The 18,557-nt window shown below is 37.6% G+C and carries 16 protein-coding genes; 7 read left to right on the forward strand and 9 right to left on the reverse strand.

The annotated features are described in order from the left end of the window. Positions 1 to 4 precede the first annotated feature (4 nt). The 3 genes from FDK13_RS02280 to FDK13_RS02290 all read right to left on the reverse strand — a co-directional run bounded on the left by FDK13_RS02280 (position 5) and on the right by FDK13_RS02290 (position 5,016). On the reverse strand, positions 5 to 1,885 hold the full coding sequence (locus tag FDK13_RS02280) for a DUF262 domain-containing protein (protein ID WP_137338347.1): 1,881 nt from the start codon (positions 1,883 to 1,885) through the stop codon (positions 5 to 7). 265 nt (positions 1,886 to 2,150) lie between these two features. Beyond that, positions 2,151 to 3,776 carry a hypothetical protein gene (locus FDK13_RS02285; protein WP_137338348.1) on the reverse strand — a complete coding sequence of 542 codons (1,626 nt, stop codon included), beginning with the start codon at positions 3,774 to 3,776 and terminating at the stop codon, positions 2,151 to 2,153. Between the two features lies 1 nt (position 3,777). Further along, a complete protein-coding gene (locus FDK13_RS02290) occupies positions 3,778 to 5,016 on the reverse strand; it encodes a site-specific integrase (protein WP_137338349.1) in 1,239 nt (412 codons plus the stop codon). Positions 5,017 to 5,469: 453 nt separating this feature from the next. Here FDK13_RS02290 and FDK13_RS02295 point away from each other — a divergent pair, with 453 nt between their 5' ends. Together FDK13_RS02295 and FDK13_RS02300 are read left to right on the forward strand one after the other, a co-directional pair. Beyond that, the gene (locus FDK13_RS02295; protein ID WP_137338350.1) at positions 5,470 to 6,759 is read left to right on the forward strand and encodes a DNA-methyltransferase; all 1,290 of its coding nucleotides are present in this window, start codon (positions 5,470 to 5,472) and stop codon (positions 6,757 to 6,759) included. An 8-nt stretch (positions 6,760 to 6,767) separates the two neighbouring features. Continuing rightward, positions 6,768 to 8,576: a DGQHR domain-containing protein gene (locus tag FDK13_RS02300; RefSeq protein WP_137338351.1), complete on the forward strand. Its 1,809-nt coding sequence runs from the start codon at positions 6,768 to 6,770 to the stop codon at positions 8,574 to 8,576. A 51-nt stretch (positions 8,577 to 8,627) separates the two neighbouring features. On the opposite strand, the gene FDK13_RS02305 is transcribed toward FDK13_RS02300, so the two are convergent. From FDK13_RS02305 to FDK13_RS02310, 3 genes are all read right to left on the reverse strand, one after another. After that, on the reverse strand, positions 8,628 to 9,221 hold the full coding sequence (locus FDK13_RS02305; RefSeq protein WP_170982690.1) for a hypothetical protein: 594 nt from the start codon (positions 9,219 to 9,221) through the stop codon (positions 8,628 to 8,630). A 12-nt stretch (positions 9,222 to 9,233) separates the two neighbouring features. Beyond that, positions 9,234 to 9,401, reverse strand: coding sequence for a hypothetical protein (locus FDK13_RS35270; RefSeq protein WP_170982691.1), 168 nt, complete (start codon positions 9,399 to 9,401; stop codon positions 9,234 to 9,236). A gap of 337 nt (positions 9,402 to 9,738) precedes the next feature. Further along, positions 9,739 to 10,146 (reverse strand): hypothetical protein, encoded by a 408-nt coding sequence (locus FDK13_RS02310; protein ID WP_137338353.1) that lies wholly within the window; start codon positions 10,144 to 10,146, stop codon positions 9,739 to 9,741. A gap of 64 nt (positions 10,147 to 10,210) precedes the next feature. Between FDK13_RS02310 and FDK13_RS02315 the strand changes: the two genes are divergently transcribed. Then, positions 10,211 to 10,441, forward strand: a complete 231-nt coding sequence (locus FDK13_RS02315) for a DUF6934 family protein (protein WP_137338354.1) — start codon at positions 10,211 to 10,213, stop codon at positions 10,439 to 10,441. A gap of 34 nt (positions 10,442 to 10,475) precedes the next feature. Then, positions 10,476 to 10,628, forward strand: a complete 153-nt coding sequence (locus tag FDK13_RS35275; protein ID WP_170982692.1) for a hypothetical protein — start codon at positions 10,476 to 10,478, stop codon at positions 10,626 to 10,628. A gap of 12 nt (positions 10,629 to 10,640) precedes the next feature. On the opposite strand, the gene FDK13_RS02320 is transcribed toward FDK13_RS35275, so the two are convergent. From FDK13_RS02320 to FDK13_RS02330, 3 genes are all read right to left on the reverse strand, one after another. Beyond that, a complete protein-coding gene (locus FDK13_RS02320) occupies positions 10,641 to 11,522 on the reverse strand; it encodes a phospholipase A (protein WP_137338355.1) in 882 nt (293 codons plus the stop codon). Positions 11,523 to 11,691: 169 nt separating this feature from the next. Then, positions 11,692 to 14,070 (reverse strand): hypothetical protein, encoded by a 2,379-nt coding sequence (locus tag FDK13_RS02325; protein ID WP_137338356.1) that lies wholly within the window; start codon positions 14,068 to 14,070, stop codon positions 11,692 to 11,694. A gap of 146 nt (positions 14,071 to 14,216) precedes the next feature. Then, positions 14,217 to 15,098: an SDR family oxidoreductase gene (locus tag FDK13_RS02330; protein WP_137338357.1), complete on the reverse strand. Its 882-nt coding sequence runs from the start codon at positions 15,096 to 15,098 to the stop codon at positions 14,217 to 14,219. Between the two features lie 133 nt (positions 15,099 to 15,231). Here FDK13_RS02330 and FDK13_RS02335 point away from each other — a divergent pair, with 133 nt between their 5' ends. The 3 genes from FDK13_RS02335 to FDK13_RS02345 all read left to right on the forward strand — a co-directional run bounded on the left by FDK13_RS02335 (position 15,232) and on the right by FDK13_RS02345 (position 18,473). Further along, the gene (locus FDK13_RS02335; protein WP_137338358.1) at positions 15,232 to 15,615 is read left to right on the forward strand and encodes a winged helix-turn-helix transcriptional regulator; all 384 of its coding nucleotides are present in this window, start codon (positions 15,232 to 15,234) and stop codon (positions 15,613 to 15,615) included. A gap of 203 nt (positions 15,616 to 15,818) precedes the next feature. Further along, positions 15,819 to 17,072: an ornithine--oxo-acid transaminase gene (rocD, locus tag FDK13_RS02340; protein ID WP_137338657.1), complete on the forward strand. Its 1,254-nt coding sequence runs from the start codon at positions 15,819 to 15,821 to the stop codon at positions 17,070 to 17,072. 9 nt (positions 17,073 to 17,081) lie between these two features. Further along, positions 17,082 to 18,473: a S41 family peptidase gene (locus tag FDK13_RS02345; RefSeq protein WP_137338359.1), complete on the forward strand. Its 1,392-nt coding sequence runs from the start codon at positions 17,082 to 17,084 to the stop codon at positions 18,471 to 18,473. Positions 18,474 to 18,557: the final 84 nt, after the last annotated feature.

Below are 18,557 nucleotides of genomic sequence, written 5' to 3' on the forward strand. Positions count from 1 at the left end.
CTTCCTAGCCAATAACTGACGTTGTAGGATTATTCAACTCCTTTTTTATTTGAAAAAAAGTTTTGAGACTATTTCCTTCATAGTACTGGAGTAAAATGGAAATTTCACGTTCATGATTTTTCTCAATCGACTCTATGTCCCACTTGTTGTTGCTCATGAAAATAAAATTTGTGTTTGCACGAGTTTCAATTGCCCCTTGATACTTAGTCTTTTTCTCATCAAACAACTTGTTACTTAAAGAAGCATTTTTATTTCTGTCAACCAATGCTAAATTCCCAAGTCTATGCACCCATTCTTTATGCTTATCAAGATCTACCTCCCAAGGTGTATTCTCAACGTTTTGAGGCATTAGGTGTTCTATTGAGGAAGAGTCCTTATTATATTGTAAAACAGTTGAAGAATTACTCAATAAGAGATCTAGCTTTAAGAGTAAATATCGAGTTTTGTTAATTTTTGTACCTGAAAAACTCCCCCATTTTTCATTTCTTAACAAGCTACCTAAATCTTTAATATTGATTGGCTTTTCCGATGAAATTTGCTCGTCGTAAAAATCGTATCGTAATGATGAATCTTCTAACATTCGATCTACAGCCTCTTCTTTTGACAATTCACTATTTTTCACTTTGTCAGAATAATTCTCAATTCTTTTAAGTATTAAAAATGTTCTAGTAAGAGATTGTCTCCGATTAAAAAGCCATGATATCGAAAACAGATTATCTACTTTTTGCATAAAATCAACAATTTTCAAATCGCCAAAACACTCGCGATAATGCATCAATGGCGTTAGATACTGATTTCCAAATACACTGGAAAGTATGAAATTTAGGTTAGCAAATAAGTTGTTAGTTTCCTTGCTGAAGATTGAACCATTCGTAATTGCTTCGTAATGTTTGACATATTTACCAATTGTGTTTAAAGTGTCTGCTCCCTTAGTAAGCAATTTCCTCTTGAACATAAATTCGAAAGCCTTAGTTAAGCTTTTGTTATCGTCACTTCGATATTTCATTTTTATAAAAACTATAGCCCATAAGAAATCATCAAAACTTCTGTAAGGAGCACCTATAGCATTCTCATAATCGGACCATTTAGAAGCATAACTTTTTCGAAGATCAGAATCCTGTATTTCTCGTAAGTTTTGTGCTCGTAGAATGTCGCTAACTTGAAGTTGTAAGCCTCGACTATTCAATACCGTAAATAAATTGTAAGCATCGTCAAGATTGTTAGGCGTGGCTAAATACAGAGCTAAAACCTTGGTTGATAAGTATTTATAAAATTCACCAATATAATTTCCTTTAAAATCAATAGTTTCTTCCATTTTATCCAGCCACCACTTTCGCAAGTTAAGTATCCCGAGGGCCATGTTTTTTATAGAGGTGCCGGCCTGTGGGTCCTCAATTATCCTCTTTATACCTGATGTGTCTAGTGTAGAATCTCTTGGAATAAGGAATAAGTCAAGAAAATCTTTATCATCACGGATTTCAAACTCAATTCGATTTCGTGAAGGTATATTATTGTAGACATCAGCCTCTTGGACAAGCCTCTTCTGGACATTATCTTTCAGACCTATTTCAGAAGATAAATCTCGCAAAACGCCATGTAATAAAAACAGAGTTATAAATCTCTGTTGCCCATCCAAAATATCTTGATAATTATAGTTCAAATTATTACTGTCATGGACCGATCTTGTATTCCAAATCATACAACCTATAAAATACTCCTTGGAGCTATCACTATCCATCGCTTTACTTACATCCTCAAGAAATGCGTAAATCTGATCTTGCCCCCACACATATGGTCTCTGATATTCGGGTACATTGTAAAACTGCTCCGGACTAAAAATATCTTTAATATACTTCTTACCTGTAACTAGCGCTGCGTTATCCATGTTAACTTTTTGGTTCTATCTAAAGGAGGATGGTTATATTGATTCATTAATAAATTATGAGGGCAATTATTTGACTTAACTCCCCTCATCAATAAGTAATAAGGCTATTTTAATTTGGTATTCCAAATGACTATGAGATGATATTTACAATATTTACTCCATTCAATTTCTAATACTTTACGTCTCGCAATGAAGGTCAAAATAGGTTAATGCTATCATCATGTAATTGAATTGATTAACAAAAGCTTATAGTAGTAAGAAGTACCTAATTTTTATATTCGTTGATTTTTCCTAAAACCTCAAAAAAGTCTTTTTTATAATGGCTTTCTGGTAGTGATTTGATACTTTGAACTATATTCCCTCTCTCCTTATTGATGTTACTTTTTAAGCTGGCAATTTTCGTTTTGCTATAACAAGAGAAAGTTCCAATCAATGCTTCACAGTATTTTTCAAGATTAATATTATTCCTGTCTGTATTGAATTTGTACGTAACGTGCATTAGAAGATTTATTATTCTGTCATATTTCCCTGGCGGTAAGTTATAATATTTATGTTTAGATTTTGGTAGTATTCGTTTTTTTGTAGAATCGTCAAACATGCTACCCAATAAGTCTAAAATTTCTTTTGGTTCAAAAAATACCTGAATTGAATTAACCGGTTTACATTTCCAAACCTCCAATAAAATCATCCAAAGTGAAATAATTTCATCTGTGGGACAGTCCAAGGAAATTCTTTCGAATCTTACTTTCTCAACTTCTTTCGTCGGAAAATGTGCGAAAACATTACTCATTCCACCCATTGCTTTTGTTTCTTCTATATTTACCAAAAGTTTCTCGTCTTGGTCAATATCTACTGTGAGCTCCTTTTCTTCCAAAATATTTTCTTCAGGTAGGTCTGCCTCGGAGATCTCATCCTCGTGGATAGCTTCTGAAAGTGGCATTTCTTCAAATACATTTTCTTCGACTATATCTGTCTTGAAGATCTCGTCTTCTCGAACAGCTTCGATAGATGCCCCCTTTTCCAGGATATTTTTTTTAACTAATTGTTCATGAGGATCTTTATCACTTTGAATACATTCTGCGGATACTATTTCTTCTGGTACATTTTCTTCAACTAGGTCTGCCTTGAATATCGCGTTTTTCTTAACAGCTTCGATAGATTCCACCTCTTCCAATATATTTTTTTCAACTAGTTGTGTATCAATCTTCAAGTCTCCTTGAACACATTCTGCTGATACTACTTCTTCCGGTACATTTTTTTCTACTAGGTCTGCCTTGAATATCTCGTCTTTTTGAACAGCTTCTTCGATTACGGCCTCTTCTGATATATTTTCTTCTAATTTCTCTTTCGGCAAGCTATGCTTAATACTCTGGATTAAATTGTGATATTCTCCAAAAGCCTTAAGTAAATACGCCTGAATAAACCCTAATGCGTAAAGGCATTTAGGAGTTGCAAATCCCTCAAAAAATAAATGATCGCCGCAAAACTCAATGAAGTTTCGGAGCTTGATTTCTTTCAAGGGGCTATCTACAAGATTTATTGCAAATTGAATTTGTCGCGGAAAATCCGAAATGCCGGCTAAATAACCTTTATGAAAATCCTCCTTTATTGAACTGAGCAATTCTTTTGAAACTGCATGATTATGATCTATTAAAAGGTCATCTCTAAAATTGGGATCGTACTTAAAAATGGCAATCAGATTCTTTTCGCTTACAAATGCGGTTTTTCCTTCGGCAATAGTGAAGTTCTTGAACGGAAAATAGGAATCGATATAATTAGTATCATCCTTTTCAAACATAGTGTCTTTAAAATGTAGATATGGATATTTTCCATTATCATCTGTGTCAACTCCGTTAACGGGATGAAAGCCTGGTAAATCGAAAAAATACATATTATAAAGTATCGTTTATTAAATCATCTAAAATCGGATCACCAATATCTTCAAGATAAATATCTGTTGTCTTGAGACTGTCATGGCCTAAGGATCTCCCGATATTTTCCTTGGAAACACCGCTTCTTCTGAGTACCGTAGCATAGGAATGACGGGCAACGTATGTGGTTACCGGTTTCTGAATTCCAAGGGACTTAGCAAGCTCTTTTATCTCTCTGTTCACCCGCGTCCTGACTTTCTGCAAACGGTCACGGATTGATTGTAATGTTGCATGCCTTTTGTAAATAATCGGGAAAACATACCCAGCATCACTATTCCCTTCAAGACCTTTATAGTAGTCCAAAATTTTTATAGCTTCCGGATGAAGCCGGAAGCGAAACTCTTCTTTGGTTTTTGCTCGGATATAATGCAGCTCGTCTTCTATAATATTTGACCATTTCAAAGTCCCCAAATCGATGAAATTAATTCCGCGGCAGTAATAGCTAAACAGGAAGTAATTCCGCGAATTGATTAACAGATCATCTTCCGGTTCTATAACTTTGGATGCTATCAGGTCAATTTGGGCTTTTGTTATGGCTCTCTTCTTAGTTCTGGGTTTGTTGTATTTTGCAAAAGGAAAGTCCCTAAAAGGATAGTGACTTTCGGGGCAGAACTTATCCCGAATCGCATTTTTCCAAAGCGTACGAAAGGTTCGAAAATATACACTACGTGTTGTAATGGCACATCCTCGCTCCATAAGGTAAGTCTCATATTTAAGCAAAAAAGAAGTATTGATCGATAGAAGCTCCTTATCCTTGTCTCCCATAAAGTTTTTTAAACTTCCCAGAGTGGATTTAAAAGTATCTGCATAACCGATCCGGTCCTGCTTTTTTAAGGACTCGATTTGCTCGTCAAACAATACAAATAATTTCCTCCGTTCGGGCTCGGTGTGACCACCGGTCAGATTTCGGACAATATCTTTTATTTCTTCGAATCCAGGTCTGTTACCCTTTTTTCCCTCCGAGATGATGAAGAAATCAATTTCAGATGCGATTGTTCTTAAAAGAAGATTAATTTCCTTATGTTTGGGATGGCTCCTGGAGACGGATTGTTCCCTGCTTTGCCATTGCTCTTTTTTGCAGTACTTCTTTGTACTGACGAGTTGGTTCTTTCTGTCAATGATTATTTGAACCATTATCGGAAAGTTCGAGTCGCTCAAAGTGCTCTGGCTTCTCAAAACAAACTTAGTGGATACTGCCATATCTGCCTAAATTTAGTCGAACATACGTCGAACATTAGTCGAACATTTGATGTCTAAGTAAACTTAGGTAAACTTAATAAAAATTAGTTAAATATCTGAATACAAGGAAGATAAATTAATTTTGAGTAAAATTAATTATTAAAAAAATACCAAAAAACCCGCATGGGGTGCAAGAGGTCGCAGGTTCAAATCCTGTCATCCCGACGAATGGAAGAATTATAGAAAGCCCGATCAGATTTGATTGGGCTTTCTAACGTATTATAGCCCTACCTAACAATTTTTATTGATAAAGGTATTTGTTTTAACAAAAAAGTTAATAGAAATAAATTTTAGATGTAAATCAAATTCCATTTTTATCCTTCTTACATTGCATTTTCAGTAAATAATTTAAAATGTTTTTCAGTGCTCTACTTTTAGTTAACAGGTACATTGAAAAACAAGGATTACAAAAGTATGTCAAAGAAAAAAGAACTATATAAAATTCATGAAATTGATGCTAGGAATCTCGATTTAGTTATAAAAAAACAAGTAGTAGATGTTACTATAACCTCACCTCCTTACTTTGACATGAAGGATTATGGGTACGCGGAACAAATAGGATATGGACAATCATATACAGAATATCTAAATGATTTACATGTTGTATTTTCCAAAGTATTTCTTTGTACCAAAGAAACAGGAACTTTATGGGTAATTATCGATGCATTTCGAAAAAATGGAGAAATGATTCCGTTACCTTTTGATTTTGCAAACAAAATCAAAGATATTGGTTGGAAGCTGCAAGAAATAATAATATGGGGAAAAGACAGGACAGTACCTTGGGCTCATAAAGGCCAGATGAGAAATTCATTTGAATATGTTTTAATGTTTTCAAAGACAGAACATTACACCTTCTATATTGATAAAGTTAGAAATTACGATGCCTTAAAAAAATGGTGGGTAAGGTATCCTGAAAGATATAATCCGAGAGGTAAAACCCCAGAAGCAATTTGGAATTTCGACATACCAGTTCAGGGTTCTTGGGGCGAGGGCTACATTAAACATTTTTGTCCACTACCGGAAGAAATGATTGCCCAGATATTGAAACTTACAACAGTCGAAGGGGATGTTGTTTTGGATCCTTTTTCTGGCACGGGTGCGGTACTTTCAAAAGCGGATAATATGAAGAGAAAGTTTGTCGGAACTGAACTCAATCCTGAATATATAGAAATGTTCAAAAATTACTTGTTAAAAACAGGAGACGAGAAACGTAACGAATATGAAATTGAAAAAAGAAATTTAATAGACCAAAATTCTTTTGAAAAACTGATTTTAGATTTACGTGCCTTAAAATTTGCACGAGTTTTGAATCAGAAAGTACTTGATGAAAAAATAGACTCTATCGCTTTAATATGGGTTGAGGAAACTAATATAAAACCAGAAAAACCTAATAGTATTATTGTTGTACAATATTCTATTTTGATAAAGCACTCCAGTCAATATCAGGAGTTAGAAACGTTGCTCCAAAAAATAGTTTCTCAGGCACCGCTTTCAAAATTTGGTATCGAGCACAGATTTGAAATAACTTCTAATTATGACGATTTTATTAAAAAATTTATCGGCAAAGAAGTTTTCATTTACACCAATAAAATAACCCATAAATTCAAAAAAAGCCTTTTATTTAAAGATATATCTAATTTAACCAAAGGTGATCTAATTATAAGTTCAATCTCTGTGGATTTGAATGAAAAAGATTATGAATAAATTTTAAAATGGCGAAAAAATCTAGTCGTACAGTTAAAGCTAAGTCTCTTAAAGCTAAAACTAAAAAATCAAGTCCTGCCGTATTAACCGACCAACAAAAGGAGCAGAATCTTCAGGAACGAGAAATAAGAAGTCTGATGTTAAACATGGGATTTTCCAGAGTTTCTAGGGTCGATGGTAAGGAATTTATTTACGACGGAAGAACTTCTGAACTAGATGACATTTTTTATTATGAAAACGTAATCGTTTTAACAGAATATACTATATCAAAATCGGTATCTAGTCATTTGATTAATAAAAAGATCATTTATGATAAAATTACAGATGATCCATATAGTTTCATCCAATTTTTGTTAGAACATAGTCAGTTCAAAGAATTTAAAGAAGATATTACAACTAACTTACTGTCAAAATATTCTTTAAGACAATTACAAGTAAAAGTAATATATGTATCAAAGTATCAAGTCGCCGATGAGCACAAAGGATTGATTCAAAATATTAAGTACTTTGATTATCCTATTTTTAAATACTTTGAAAAAGTTGCCAAAATAATCAAAAAGACAGCAAAGTATGAATTTTTTGATTTTCTAGAAATTAGCTTTTCGAAAATTGGAAATAATATAAACTCTACTTCCACAGGTGCAAGTGAAGATTTTTCTGGTCATATACTTCCCGAAGAGCATTCTTCTTTTGAAGAAGGTTATAAGTTGGTATCATTTTACATTGATGCTCAATCCTTACTTAAACGAGCATTTGTTTTAAGGAATGAAGGCTGGCGTGATTCCTCAAATGTTGGACATTACCAAAGGATGCTTAATCCAAAAAAAATGCGAAGTATGAGAAAATATTTACACGAAGAACAAAGAGTATTCATAAATAATATAATAGTAACAATACCTATTGATAATATTAAACTAATAGATAGAGATGGGAAAGAGCTCATAGTTGACGAAAAAGGTCTTATAAAGAATTCCGAAGAAACGAAAGTTCAGCCAGCCTTAATTAAAATTGAAAATAAGAGTAATATCATAGGGATCATTGATGGACAACACCGATCTTATTCATATTATGAAGGTGACGATGCTTATGAAGCAACCATTTCTAAATTAAGGAAAATTCAAAATTTGCTAATTACGGGCATTTTATATCCAAAAAACGAAAATCAAGATAAACGCTTAAAATTTGAAGCAAAGTTATTCCTAGAGATTAATGCTAATCAAGCCGGCGCACCAACACACTTAAAGCAAGAAATTGAATCTCTTTTACATCCTTTTTCAATAATTTCAATTTCTAAATATATAATCAGCCAGTTAAATCTTGGAGGACCGTTAGGATCTTACTTTGAACAATATTCTTATGAAAGTTCAAAAATAAAAACATCATCTATAATTAGCTTTGGGTTGAGGCCACTCATAAAATTGGATGGAAACGATAGTATTTATAAAATTTGGAATAATCCTGGCAAAGGCGAATTGAAAACAAAGATTGAAAATTTCGACCTGTTGCAAGAATATAAAAACTTTTGTGTGTCGGAAATAAGAAATATTTTCATTGCTTTTAAGGAAAATATTTCAAAGCAAAAATGGTCTATTGATAAGACAAATGACGATGCAATTTTAAATGTGACGACTATCAATGGAATGATTAACTGTCTCAGACTTTTAATAAAAAATGAAAGAAATGGAGATATTACTTTTTACAATTTAAAATTAAAGGAAATTGATAATTTCGACTTTAAAAAATATAAATCCAGCCAATATAGACAAATGGGACAGGATTTATTTGATGAGTACTTTTATGATCCTAACCAAATGTAGTCGACAAATAAGAAATTGATGCAAACAAAGAAGCCTTGATTAGATAGAGAATCAAATCCAATCAACTTCCTCTCTCGGAATAAAAAATCCCTTAATACAATTAGGATTCCTGATACAAATTTGAATATGATTTTTTTCATGAAATCCAGCTCCTGGGTAGAGTTCGGCACCTTCAACAAAAACACCTCTTGCAGAATCAAAAGGTCTGAAATTATTAACTTGTTGAATACTGTGAAGATTTTCAATAACAGCACAATCCAGATTTCGTAAAACTAAATCCTTTGTTCCTTTCCCTGATCGGTTTACAGGTAGTTCTAGTTCAAATTTGGAAGCTGTTAATTCAAGACTTTGATACGAATATTGCACTAGCCTGAGATAGTCTGTATCCAGAAGATCTAAACAACTTTGAAGATCAATAACGGCACCAAGTACAGACGGTTTTGTGATTTTAGTTTTTCCGGGAGGATTATTTGCAAAGTCCAAAGCTCGCTCAAAATTATTTTCCCAGAAGTAATATCCCTTTCCCAGCCAATCATAATCGTTCTTACTGGAAACCATATTTTTCCTTCCGGAAACGATATCGTCCCGAACACTTTCGTCACATCCGTGAAATCCGATTAATAAACCTGGTCTTGAAGAGTACATCAAAAAACAGATTTAGGAAATCTGTTTTTCTAAGACAGTTTGATTGGTTCCCTTAGGTACCAGAAGCTGAAAAACGCCAAGGTCTGTCAGAAACTTTTTAGCAGCTGTTTTTGATCCAACCACTTCTTTTCGCTGCTTGCGCAGAGCGCTTTCGAATGCTTTTATTTCTTTTCTGCTCATAGTGTATGGTTTAAAACTCTTAAAACAAAGATAATGAATAAACAGATATTTGAAGAAAATAAAATTTACGATGTGGTCCTTAAATCATTATAAATTAATCAAACCCACAAAAGCAATCCAACAAAAAAAGACCCGCGAAACCTCGCAGACCTCAATAATCAAAAACATACCCACCAAAGTTTTTACTCCTTCAACAACCAAACATCCGAAATCTTCGAATTCTTCCGCCAGTTCAAATCAGATTCTTCCGGACCGTCGAAGGTTACAGAAATTTTGCCGTCCTGCGTGAGGGATAACGGGACGATCCATTCTTTGAAACAATTCTGCTCCCCGCTCTTTATTTTGTATCACTATTAAACGAAGACGTTAAATCCCTAAAAAATCGTTCGACAATGATCGAATCCCTTAGGTCGAAGTATTCATCATTAACTGAGTTACGGGCAGCATTCAAAATTACAATATCACGTTCTCGTCGATATTTAGTGATGCCTAATTTCCGTTTTAAAGCTGACTCACACTCTTTTGAAACCGCAATTTCAATATTCGTAGCCATTCTTTCAGCAGTTTGCTGACTGACTGCCCTTTTTCCTTTTGTGTATGTCTTGATAATTGACTTCCTCATTCTAATTGCACTCTGGTGCTCCTTTACACAATAATCCTCATAAACTTTTTGAGCGATTGCTTGTTGAGACAAAAAAATAATTAAAAACAAGGAAAGTGCAAGAATTGTATTGAGCAGTCGCATATTTCAAATACTTAGTTATGAGTTTAATTATATGTAACACAAATTAAAGGAGAAAATCTCTAATTTGACCATAGTCCCCAGACCACCTCCAAGCCCCGCTGCCCAGGGAAGTAATCCCGCAAGAACCAGAAAGTATCAAATGGGAATTACAAAGTTTTTCAAAGACATTCCTTCAAATTTGGGTGTTTTAGGACTTATTATTGAAAATCTGGATGTTAAAGATAGTCATTCATGGAGATGGGATAATTCCAGAATAGGCACAAACTACCATGCATTTTTTTTATACTCCAAATGATCGCTATCTTTAATAGTAACAAACCTATAAGTATATGGCAATTACCGTAACAAAAAGTAAAAGAAGCCTGAGCGCCAATCAAATTCTTAAATCCGCCGAACAAGCTTCAACAATAGAAAAGAAAATGGCTCAAATGAGAGAGACTTTGAAAAAACATCCTCTTCCATCAGAATTGTTGCGTAAGTAAAAATTTTCCGCCTCACCAATCAACAAAACAAATCCCCAACCCCACCGTATTCTGCGCATGATTGTAATCGATCAGCGTTTCGCCGTAGCCGGTGGACATTTGTACGTGGCCTTTTAGGTGGTTGCGGATCTGGAATATCCAGTTTAGTTGCGCGCTGCCGCGGTTGAGTTTGTTGAAAGGATGCGTGGCTACGAGGTAAATCTGGTGTCTGGGGCGTCCGTAAACTACCGTCACTTCTCCTCTTCCGATATAATTCATGATCTGAGGGTTTTCATCGTCTTCATCTTTCAACCTGATCCATGGGCGCAGGGTGATCTGCCAGTTTTTTCGCTCCATGCTGGTATGAAACATCACGCGGTTCCAGCTCCGTGAATGCGGAAGTTCCCGGCCGTTGGACTGATGATTGAAAGCTACACCGAGCGTCCGGCCTTCAAAACCCAGAAATTTGTAACGGATCGGGAAATTCAGGATCAGTTCGGGCTCATAGTTCAGCTCGCGGAACGGTCTGGAAACACCGGTATTGTAAATTTGCCAATGGGCTTTTTGCGTGTAACCTGCCCACAAATCTCCTTTTCCCCAGAAAATCTTTTGGAGTAATTTCACCTTGAAACTAACATGAAAACGAGCTTCATATTTATTATAATCCGTTGGCGTAGGAACACTATATGCAGGATTTTCGCTATGCGGCTGCCGGTTGGGATTGCTCGACCAACGGCCCAAAGAAAAATAAAAGGGTTTATAGGAAGTAAGCAGAAATGTGCCTTTGCGCGTTGAGTCTGCCAGTTCCCACCGTTCGGATATGCTTTTAATGCGAACCGACTGCTCAGCGATCGTCTGCGCGGAACTTTGACAAAAACTAAAAACCAGTAATACTAAAAAGTAAATTCTCTTCATGCGCGGTCCCGTTTATTTGACTTTGACAAACATAACTCATTATCTCCCCTAACATGCTGTTAGTTAAGCACTTTTTGTATTAAAAACCAGCATGGAATGCTCTCTCAAACAAAAAAGGCCCGCGAAACCTCGCAGACCTCAATAATCAAAAACATACCCACCAAAGTCTCTACTCCTTCAACAACCAAACATCCGAAATCTTAGAATTCTTCCGCCAGTTCAAATCAGATTCTTCCGGGCCGTCGAAGGTTACCGAAATTTTGCCGTCCTGCGTGAGGGATAACGGGACGATCCATTCTTTGAAAGAATTCTCTTCCTTGTTGTATAGCTTTGGGGAAAGTCTTTGTCCGTCCACACGTAAAAGCGCCTCGCCATAGCCTGCCACGCGGATGATGTAGCGCGCGCCCGGATCCAGGTTTACGTAATCAAGTGCCGGTTCTCTTTGGTAAAGCTGGGAAGAAAGTCGTTTTCTGCTTTTTCCACTATCCCACCAGGCCACGTCGGTGGCATCGTCGGAAATGGTTTTTACACGCGGGCCTTTGGCTACGCTCGAAATATCGTCGTAATAACTTCCTTCGCCCGGATTTTCCCAGGTCGCTATACGTTTCAGCATCGCCAGCTGTTCTGCCGGCTCTTTTATCTTTTTTATTTTTTCAAATTCATCGTCCAGCCACCAGCGGTTGTTAAGCGGATAATCTACAAAATCCATCACCGCGCCGCGCTCCGGATTTCGTGGTTTATGTTTGGCCGAGCTCGTTTGCAAACCGATGGAAATGTACAAGGCATCGCTCAGGTCTTCGATGTGTTTGCGGATATCTCTGGCAATCGGCTCGGTATCGGCTTTGTTAACAATCGCCAGTGCCTGATCCATGGATTTTGTGATGGTCTGATTATCTGCTTTGGCCAGGATTTCGTTGGCTTGTTTTTCCAGTTCCTGCTCATTGATCAGGCGCAGGCGGGTATATTCGTCGTAATATCCTCTCAGCAAAAGCATTTGCCAGCGCCAGTTATCTTTCAATTTTGGATTGGTACTTTCCAGGTTTTTCCAGAACTGGTATGTCATTTCAACGCCACCGTTTTCAGCCAGAGAACCTTTCCAGTTTTGTTCCAGCGCTTCAATGCCACTGGCTACGGCATTATCAATATTTTTCCCGAAGAAAAAACCGGCATATTCTTTTAATATCTGGTGCACATCTTTTTTGACATCCCAGGCACGCATGCTCCACAAAACCTTGTTCACATCATCATGGCTGCCATCGGAATAGGACATAAAACCATCGGTGAAGGGCGCGTATTTTTCATGGATTTTGGCAAAAGCATAAGGCCGCGGATTCACCGATTCCCTGCCGAGCGTCAAAGCAAAAGCCTGATCATACTTTTCCACCGGAAATTCGCAGCGGATGGCGTGGGTAATGTCGGGATATTCGCGGTGCTGATATTGTTTAGGAAGCCGGTAGCGGGTTTCAGCCATAGGCGGACTGCCCGGTCCGGATACCACGCCCTGAAGCCAGGTTGGTTTTTCCGTTTCAATATATTTGTAAAAATAATCGATCTGCTCCACGCTGAATCCCTGCAACGAAATCCACATTTTGGCATTCGGATGATATTTCACCAACCGACTTTGCAGCTCTTTCAAAAACGGCATAACGTCCGACGGTTCATTTTCTCCGGGATCACCGCCGGGGAAAAATATATGATCAAGACGCGGCGCTCTTTTATAAAACTCCTCATGCATTTCAATTTCTGCTTTCCGTTTGGCCTCATCTTTCAGATTGAAAGTAGCCGGCGTCCAAACCCAGTAATCCATGTCATATTTCTGGCACATTTCACTCATTCTGATCCGCATTTCAGCAGAAGGAATTTTAAAATGCGGACTTGGCGCTTCGCCTTCCTGAAAAGGAATTCCCTCAATAGCGTTGGTGCCGAAAATCGCCAGTTCACGGATGTACTGATCAAATTGTCCGGTTGTCCAGGCATCATACGTATTGGCTGTGGTCCGGTAACCCAACTGATGGCCGCGGATCGGATAATCGGGCGAAGTGGCAAAATCAGCTTTTTCATCCAGTTGAAGTATATTTTTATCCATGCTCAAATTCCGCAGCAACCATCCCGAGCCGAATAAAATTCCACGGGAATCCGCACCGATGATCCAGATAATATTTCCTTTTTCAGAAGTTTCTGTGACAATCCGGTAACCTTCTTTTTTAAATTCAGGATTTTCACCAGTCCGTTTTGAAGGAGCCGGTTTTCCAAATAATTCAGTATCGGTTGATAAAACAAGGGCAATTGTCGGTACTCCGGCTTTCGGCCAGACGGCAGCATTTTTCAAACCAAAACCTGTTCTTTTTGCTATTTCTTCGGAAAGTACCGTCGCCGCAGTTTCCTTCATCGGAGACGGAATAGCCGGAGAAACCATCAAAACTGCATTTTTAAGATTTACAGTCTGGGCATATAAGGCATGGGCAAAACCGGAAACAAGCAGCACAAGGCAAATGGCTGACCATTTGAAAGTCGGCAGGAAACTGTAAGATTGAATTTTTGAACGCATAAAAAAGAAATACTTCCGTGGCAAATTACTTTCCACTATATACTTCAAATTTATCGATTAAGGCCAGTTCAAAATTTTCATTCTGCTATAACACAAAACGGGACTACCTGAAAAAGTGGTCCCGTTTTTATAAGTTTTTTGAAATATTATGCTTTCCCGTAAACGCCTGTCAGATACTGCTCAACCGTTGCAGGTTTTCTGCCCAGAATATTTTCCAATTCACCATTTGTTGCTTCAAATTCTCCCAAACCAATTGCCTGACTGAAACCGGCAACAAGTCCCGCAATTTCCGCAGGAGCGCCCGCGTTCGTCAACGTCGAAATAAATTCAGAAACGGGTGGATTGACATAAGAAATTGTTTCGCCTGTAACATTTGAAATGATCGCAGCAATTTCATTAAAGCTAATCGCTTCGGAACCGGCCAGTTCGATTGACTGATTGTCAAATTTGCCGGTTTCATCCAGTAAAATATTCGCACCTGTTTCCGCGAAATCTTCTCTTGTGGCAAAAGCAGTTTTCCCTTCACCCGCAGGCAAATAAATGGTTTTGCTTTGCAGAAGATGCTCACCCGCAAACATTGGGATAATATCCGCGTATAAACCGTGTTGTAAAATCGTGTAGGTAACTCCAGACGCCTTCAATACTTTTTCGGTATACAGATGACTTTCCGCAATAAATCCAATCGGGGAATCGGTTGCTTCGGTTTTGCGCTGAAAACTGGTGTAAAGAATTTGTTTTACGCCCGCCTGCTTCGCTGCGGTAATAACTTTTTCATGCTGCTCGCCACGATTATGAGCCAATCCTGAAACCAGATATACTTTATCAATTCCTTCAAATGCGTTCAAAAGTGCTTCACTGTTATCATAGTCACCCACATGGATAGTGACGCCTTTTGCTTTAAATCCTTCTGCTTTTGCTGCATCGCGCACGAGGATATTAATGTTGGAAGCGTCTGTTTTTCCTAAAAGGAATTCTGTTACGGCTGCGCCTAAATGTCCGGTTGCACCGGTTACCAAAATCTTGCTCATATGTTTTTTTATATTTTAATTCAATAGTTACTTTTGTATAGTTAAAGGTAAATAGTAACTTAACATAACACAAGAAGGCACGAAAAAATCAATTACTTACTTTGAAGTAACTAATACTGAATATCAGTCAATTATGATAAAAGATAATTTGAAAAAATATGTTCTACTGGACGATTGTCCGGTAAGAAATGTCCTGGATCGTGTTGGTGATAAGTGGTCTATTCTGGTCATTTCAATTTTAGGAGAGGGCGGCACATTGCGCTTCAATGAGCTGAATGCAGTCATTGGTACTATTTCCCAAAAAATGTTGACCGTAACCCTGAAAACTCTGGAAGCCGACGGACTTGTTTCCAGAAAAATTTATCCTCAGGTTCCTCCGCGGGTTGAATATACTTTAACACCGCTTGGAGAAAGTTTACTGCCGGCTATGTCGCTGCTTGTGGATTGGGCTATGCAAAATATGTCCGCCATCAAGGCGTCGCGAGAGCAATATTCGGGTAGGAAGGAATTGGTATAAGGAATGTTTTTAATTGACTTTCAGAGGCGTAGGAGGAAAGGGGAGTCTTCTTATGTTTAAGAATTTGCCAAATAATAAATAGAATTTTGTGATATTTTTTTGAAATGCAATCTTCTTTAATCTTTTGAGTAAGCTTAAAACACCCGCGATTTGCGTATTTTTACACAATCTAAATCGAATGAATCCGCTTTAACGTAAATATGATGGCAACTTATACAGACACAACGATGCTGGAAGAAACACAGCTTGCAATGGAATTGGAGGGGAAATACGGAGCTCACAATTACAAACCGATGCCCGTAGTACTTTCCAAAGGCGAAGGCGTGTATGTTTGGGATGTCGAAGGAAAACGTTATCTGGATTTTTTATCAGCTTACAGTGCTGTTAGTCAGGGGCATTGTCATCCGAAAATTATCGCTGCGATGATTGAGCAGGCACAAAAATTGACTTTGACTTCCCGTGCATTTTACAGCGATAAACTAGGAGAATGCGAAAAATTTCTATGTGAATATTTCGGTTATGATAAAGTTCTGATGATGAATTCCGGTGTGGAAGGTGGTGAAACTGCGTTGAAACTTACCCGGAAATGGGCCTATAAAGTGAAAGGCATAGCGCCAAATAAAGCAAAAACGGTTTATGCTTCCGGAAATTTCTGGGGACGTACGCTGGCTGCAATTTCCTCGTCAACAGATCCGTCAAGTACAGATGATTACGGACCATTTTTACCAGGTTTTCTGATCATTCCTTATGACGATCTTGAAGCTTTGGAAAACACGTTTAAAAATGATCCGGACATTGCCGGTTTCATGGTTGAACCCATTCAGGGAGAAGCCGGTGTAGTTGTTCCAAAGGAAGGATATTTGAAAGGGGTACGTGATTTATGTACGAAATACAACGTTCTTTTTATTGCGGACGAAGTTCAAACCGGAATAGGACGTACCGGAAAGCGGCTGGCTTGTGATTGGGAAAATGTGAAACCGGATATTCTTGTTCTTGGAAAAGCACTTTCCGGCGGAACAATGCCTGTTTCGGCAGCTTTTGCCAGCGATGAGATTATGTTAACAATTGCTCCGGGAGAACATGGTTCAACTTATGGTGGAAATCCTTTGGCCTGCGCAGTAACCATGGCAGCTTTACAGGTTGTTGATGACGAAAACCTGGCTGAAAATGCCGAGATTATGGGGCAGCTTTTCCGTCAGAGAATTGAAGATTTGAAACAAAAATGTAACCTGATTGAGCTTGTTCGAGGTAAAGGATTACTGAATGCAATTGTAATAAACGACACGGAAGACAGTGCGACGGCGATGAATTTGTGTTATAAAATGATGGACAAAGGATTATTATGTAAACCAACACACGGTAATAAAATTCGTTTTGCTCCGCCTTTGGTCATTACTGAAGAACAAATGAATGCCGCTTGTGATATCATTGAAGAAGTTTTTATGTCAACAAACTAAATCAACTTAATGAAAAAAGTCTTTGTTCTGCTACTTTTTGTAACCGGTTTTCTGGCAGCTTGTCACGAAAAAAATGTTGATCCTGCTACCAATACGGAAACCAATCAGTGGATTCTGGATCAGATGAAAACCTGGTATTACTGGAATGACAAAATTACAGCAAGTCCTGACCTTACTTTGGAGCCGGAAGCTTTTTTCAATTCTTTATTATACAAATTTGATGCAACCCTTCGTCCGGACGGAGACCGTTTTTCATGGATTGAAAGTGACGCTGATGCTTTAAAAGCGGAATTAAGCGGATCAACAAAAACAACCGGGATGGAATTGAAATTATTTTATTATCCAACCGGTGGTTCCAATATAGTTGGTATTGTAGCTTATACTTTACCCGGTTCGCCTGCTGCTTTGGCTGGTTTCAAACGAGGAGACGTTTTCACCCGCATTAACGACCAGAAACTCACCGCATCGAATTATTACGATCTGGTTTATTCTGATGCAGCGAAAAATTTTACGATGGGAAGTTTCAACGACAAAGATTCTATCATTGAAACAACAATCAAAAAAGATGTAACACCGGTAAGCTTCCAGGAAGATCCTGTTTTCTTTGATACGACTTTTCAATACGGCAGCAACACCATTGGTTACCTTGTGTATCATCAATTCATTACCAGTAAAAATGGAAGTGATAAAAAGGAGTATGATACGGAACTGGATAATAAAATTGCCGCATTTAAATCCAAAAATGTAAACTCGCTTATTCTCGATCTTCGGTACAATCCCGGAGGATATGTAAGTTCGGCTACAAATCTTGCCAGTTTGATTGGGAAAAATATCTCTGCAAGCAAAGTATTTTATTACAAAGGGTACAATTCGACGATTACGCCGGTGCTGCAAAAAGAATATGGTGACGATTATTTCAATGATAAATTTGCTTCAAAAAGCCAGAATATAGGATCAAATCTCAATAATCTGATAATTCTTGTTTCTTCACGCACTGCGTCTGCCAGCGAATTGCTAATCAACGGTTTAAAACCTTATATGACCGTGACGCTGGTGGGCGATAAAACGGTCGGTAAAAATGTTGGGTCTATTACGCTGAGTGATAAGTCCGGAAAAGTAAAATGGGGATTGCAGCCTATTGTAACAAGATCCTATAATAGTTTGAAACAATCTGGATATTCTGCTGGTTTTACGCCAGATATAGCGGCAAAAGAAGGGCTCAGACTTTATCCTTACGGAAATGCCAAAGATCCGTTGTTAGGTGCGGCCTTAGCTCAAATCGTCGGTGCGCCCGTTACCCGGAAAACACCGGAGCAGTTAAGAACTTCCGCCTCTTATGTGGAAATTATGTCGACAATTGAAAAGAAAGCGGGCGGTAGCAATATGTTTTTTGATAAATAAATTCTATTTGTTTAATCTCAGAAATCCAGTTATTTAACTTCCGATATTCTTTATTTGATTAAATAGGATTGTGTTTTTATTAGT

Origin of the sequence: Dyadobacter frigoris (genome assembly GCF_005280585.1) — a bacterium.
In the GTDB taxonomy this organism is placed as follows: domain Bacteria; phylum Bacteroidota; class Bacteroidia; order Cytophagales; family Spirosomataceae; genus Dyadobacter; species Dyadobacter frigoris.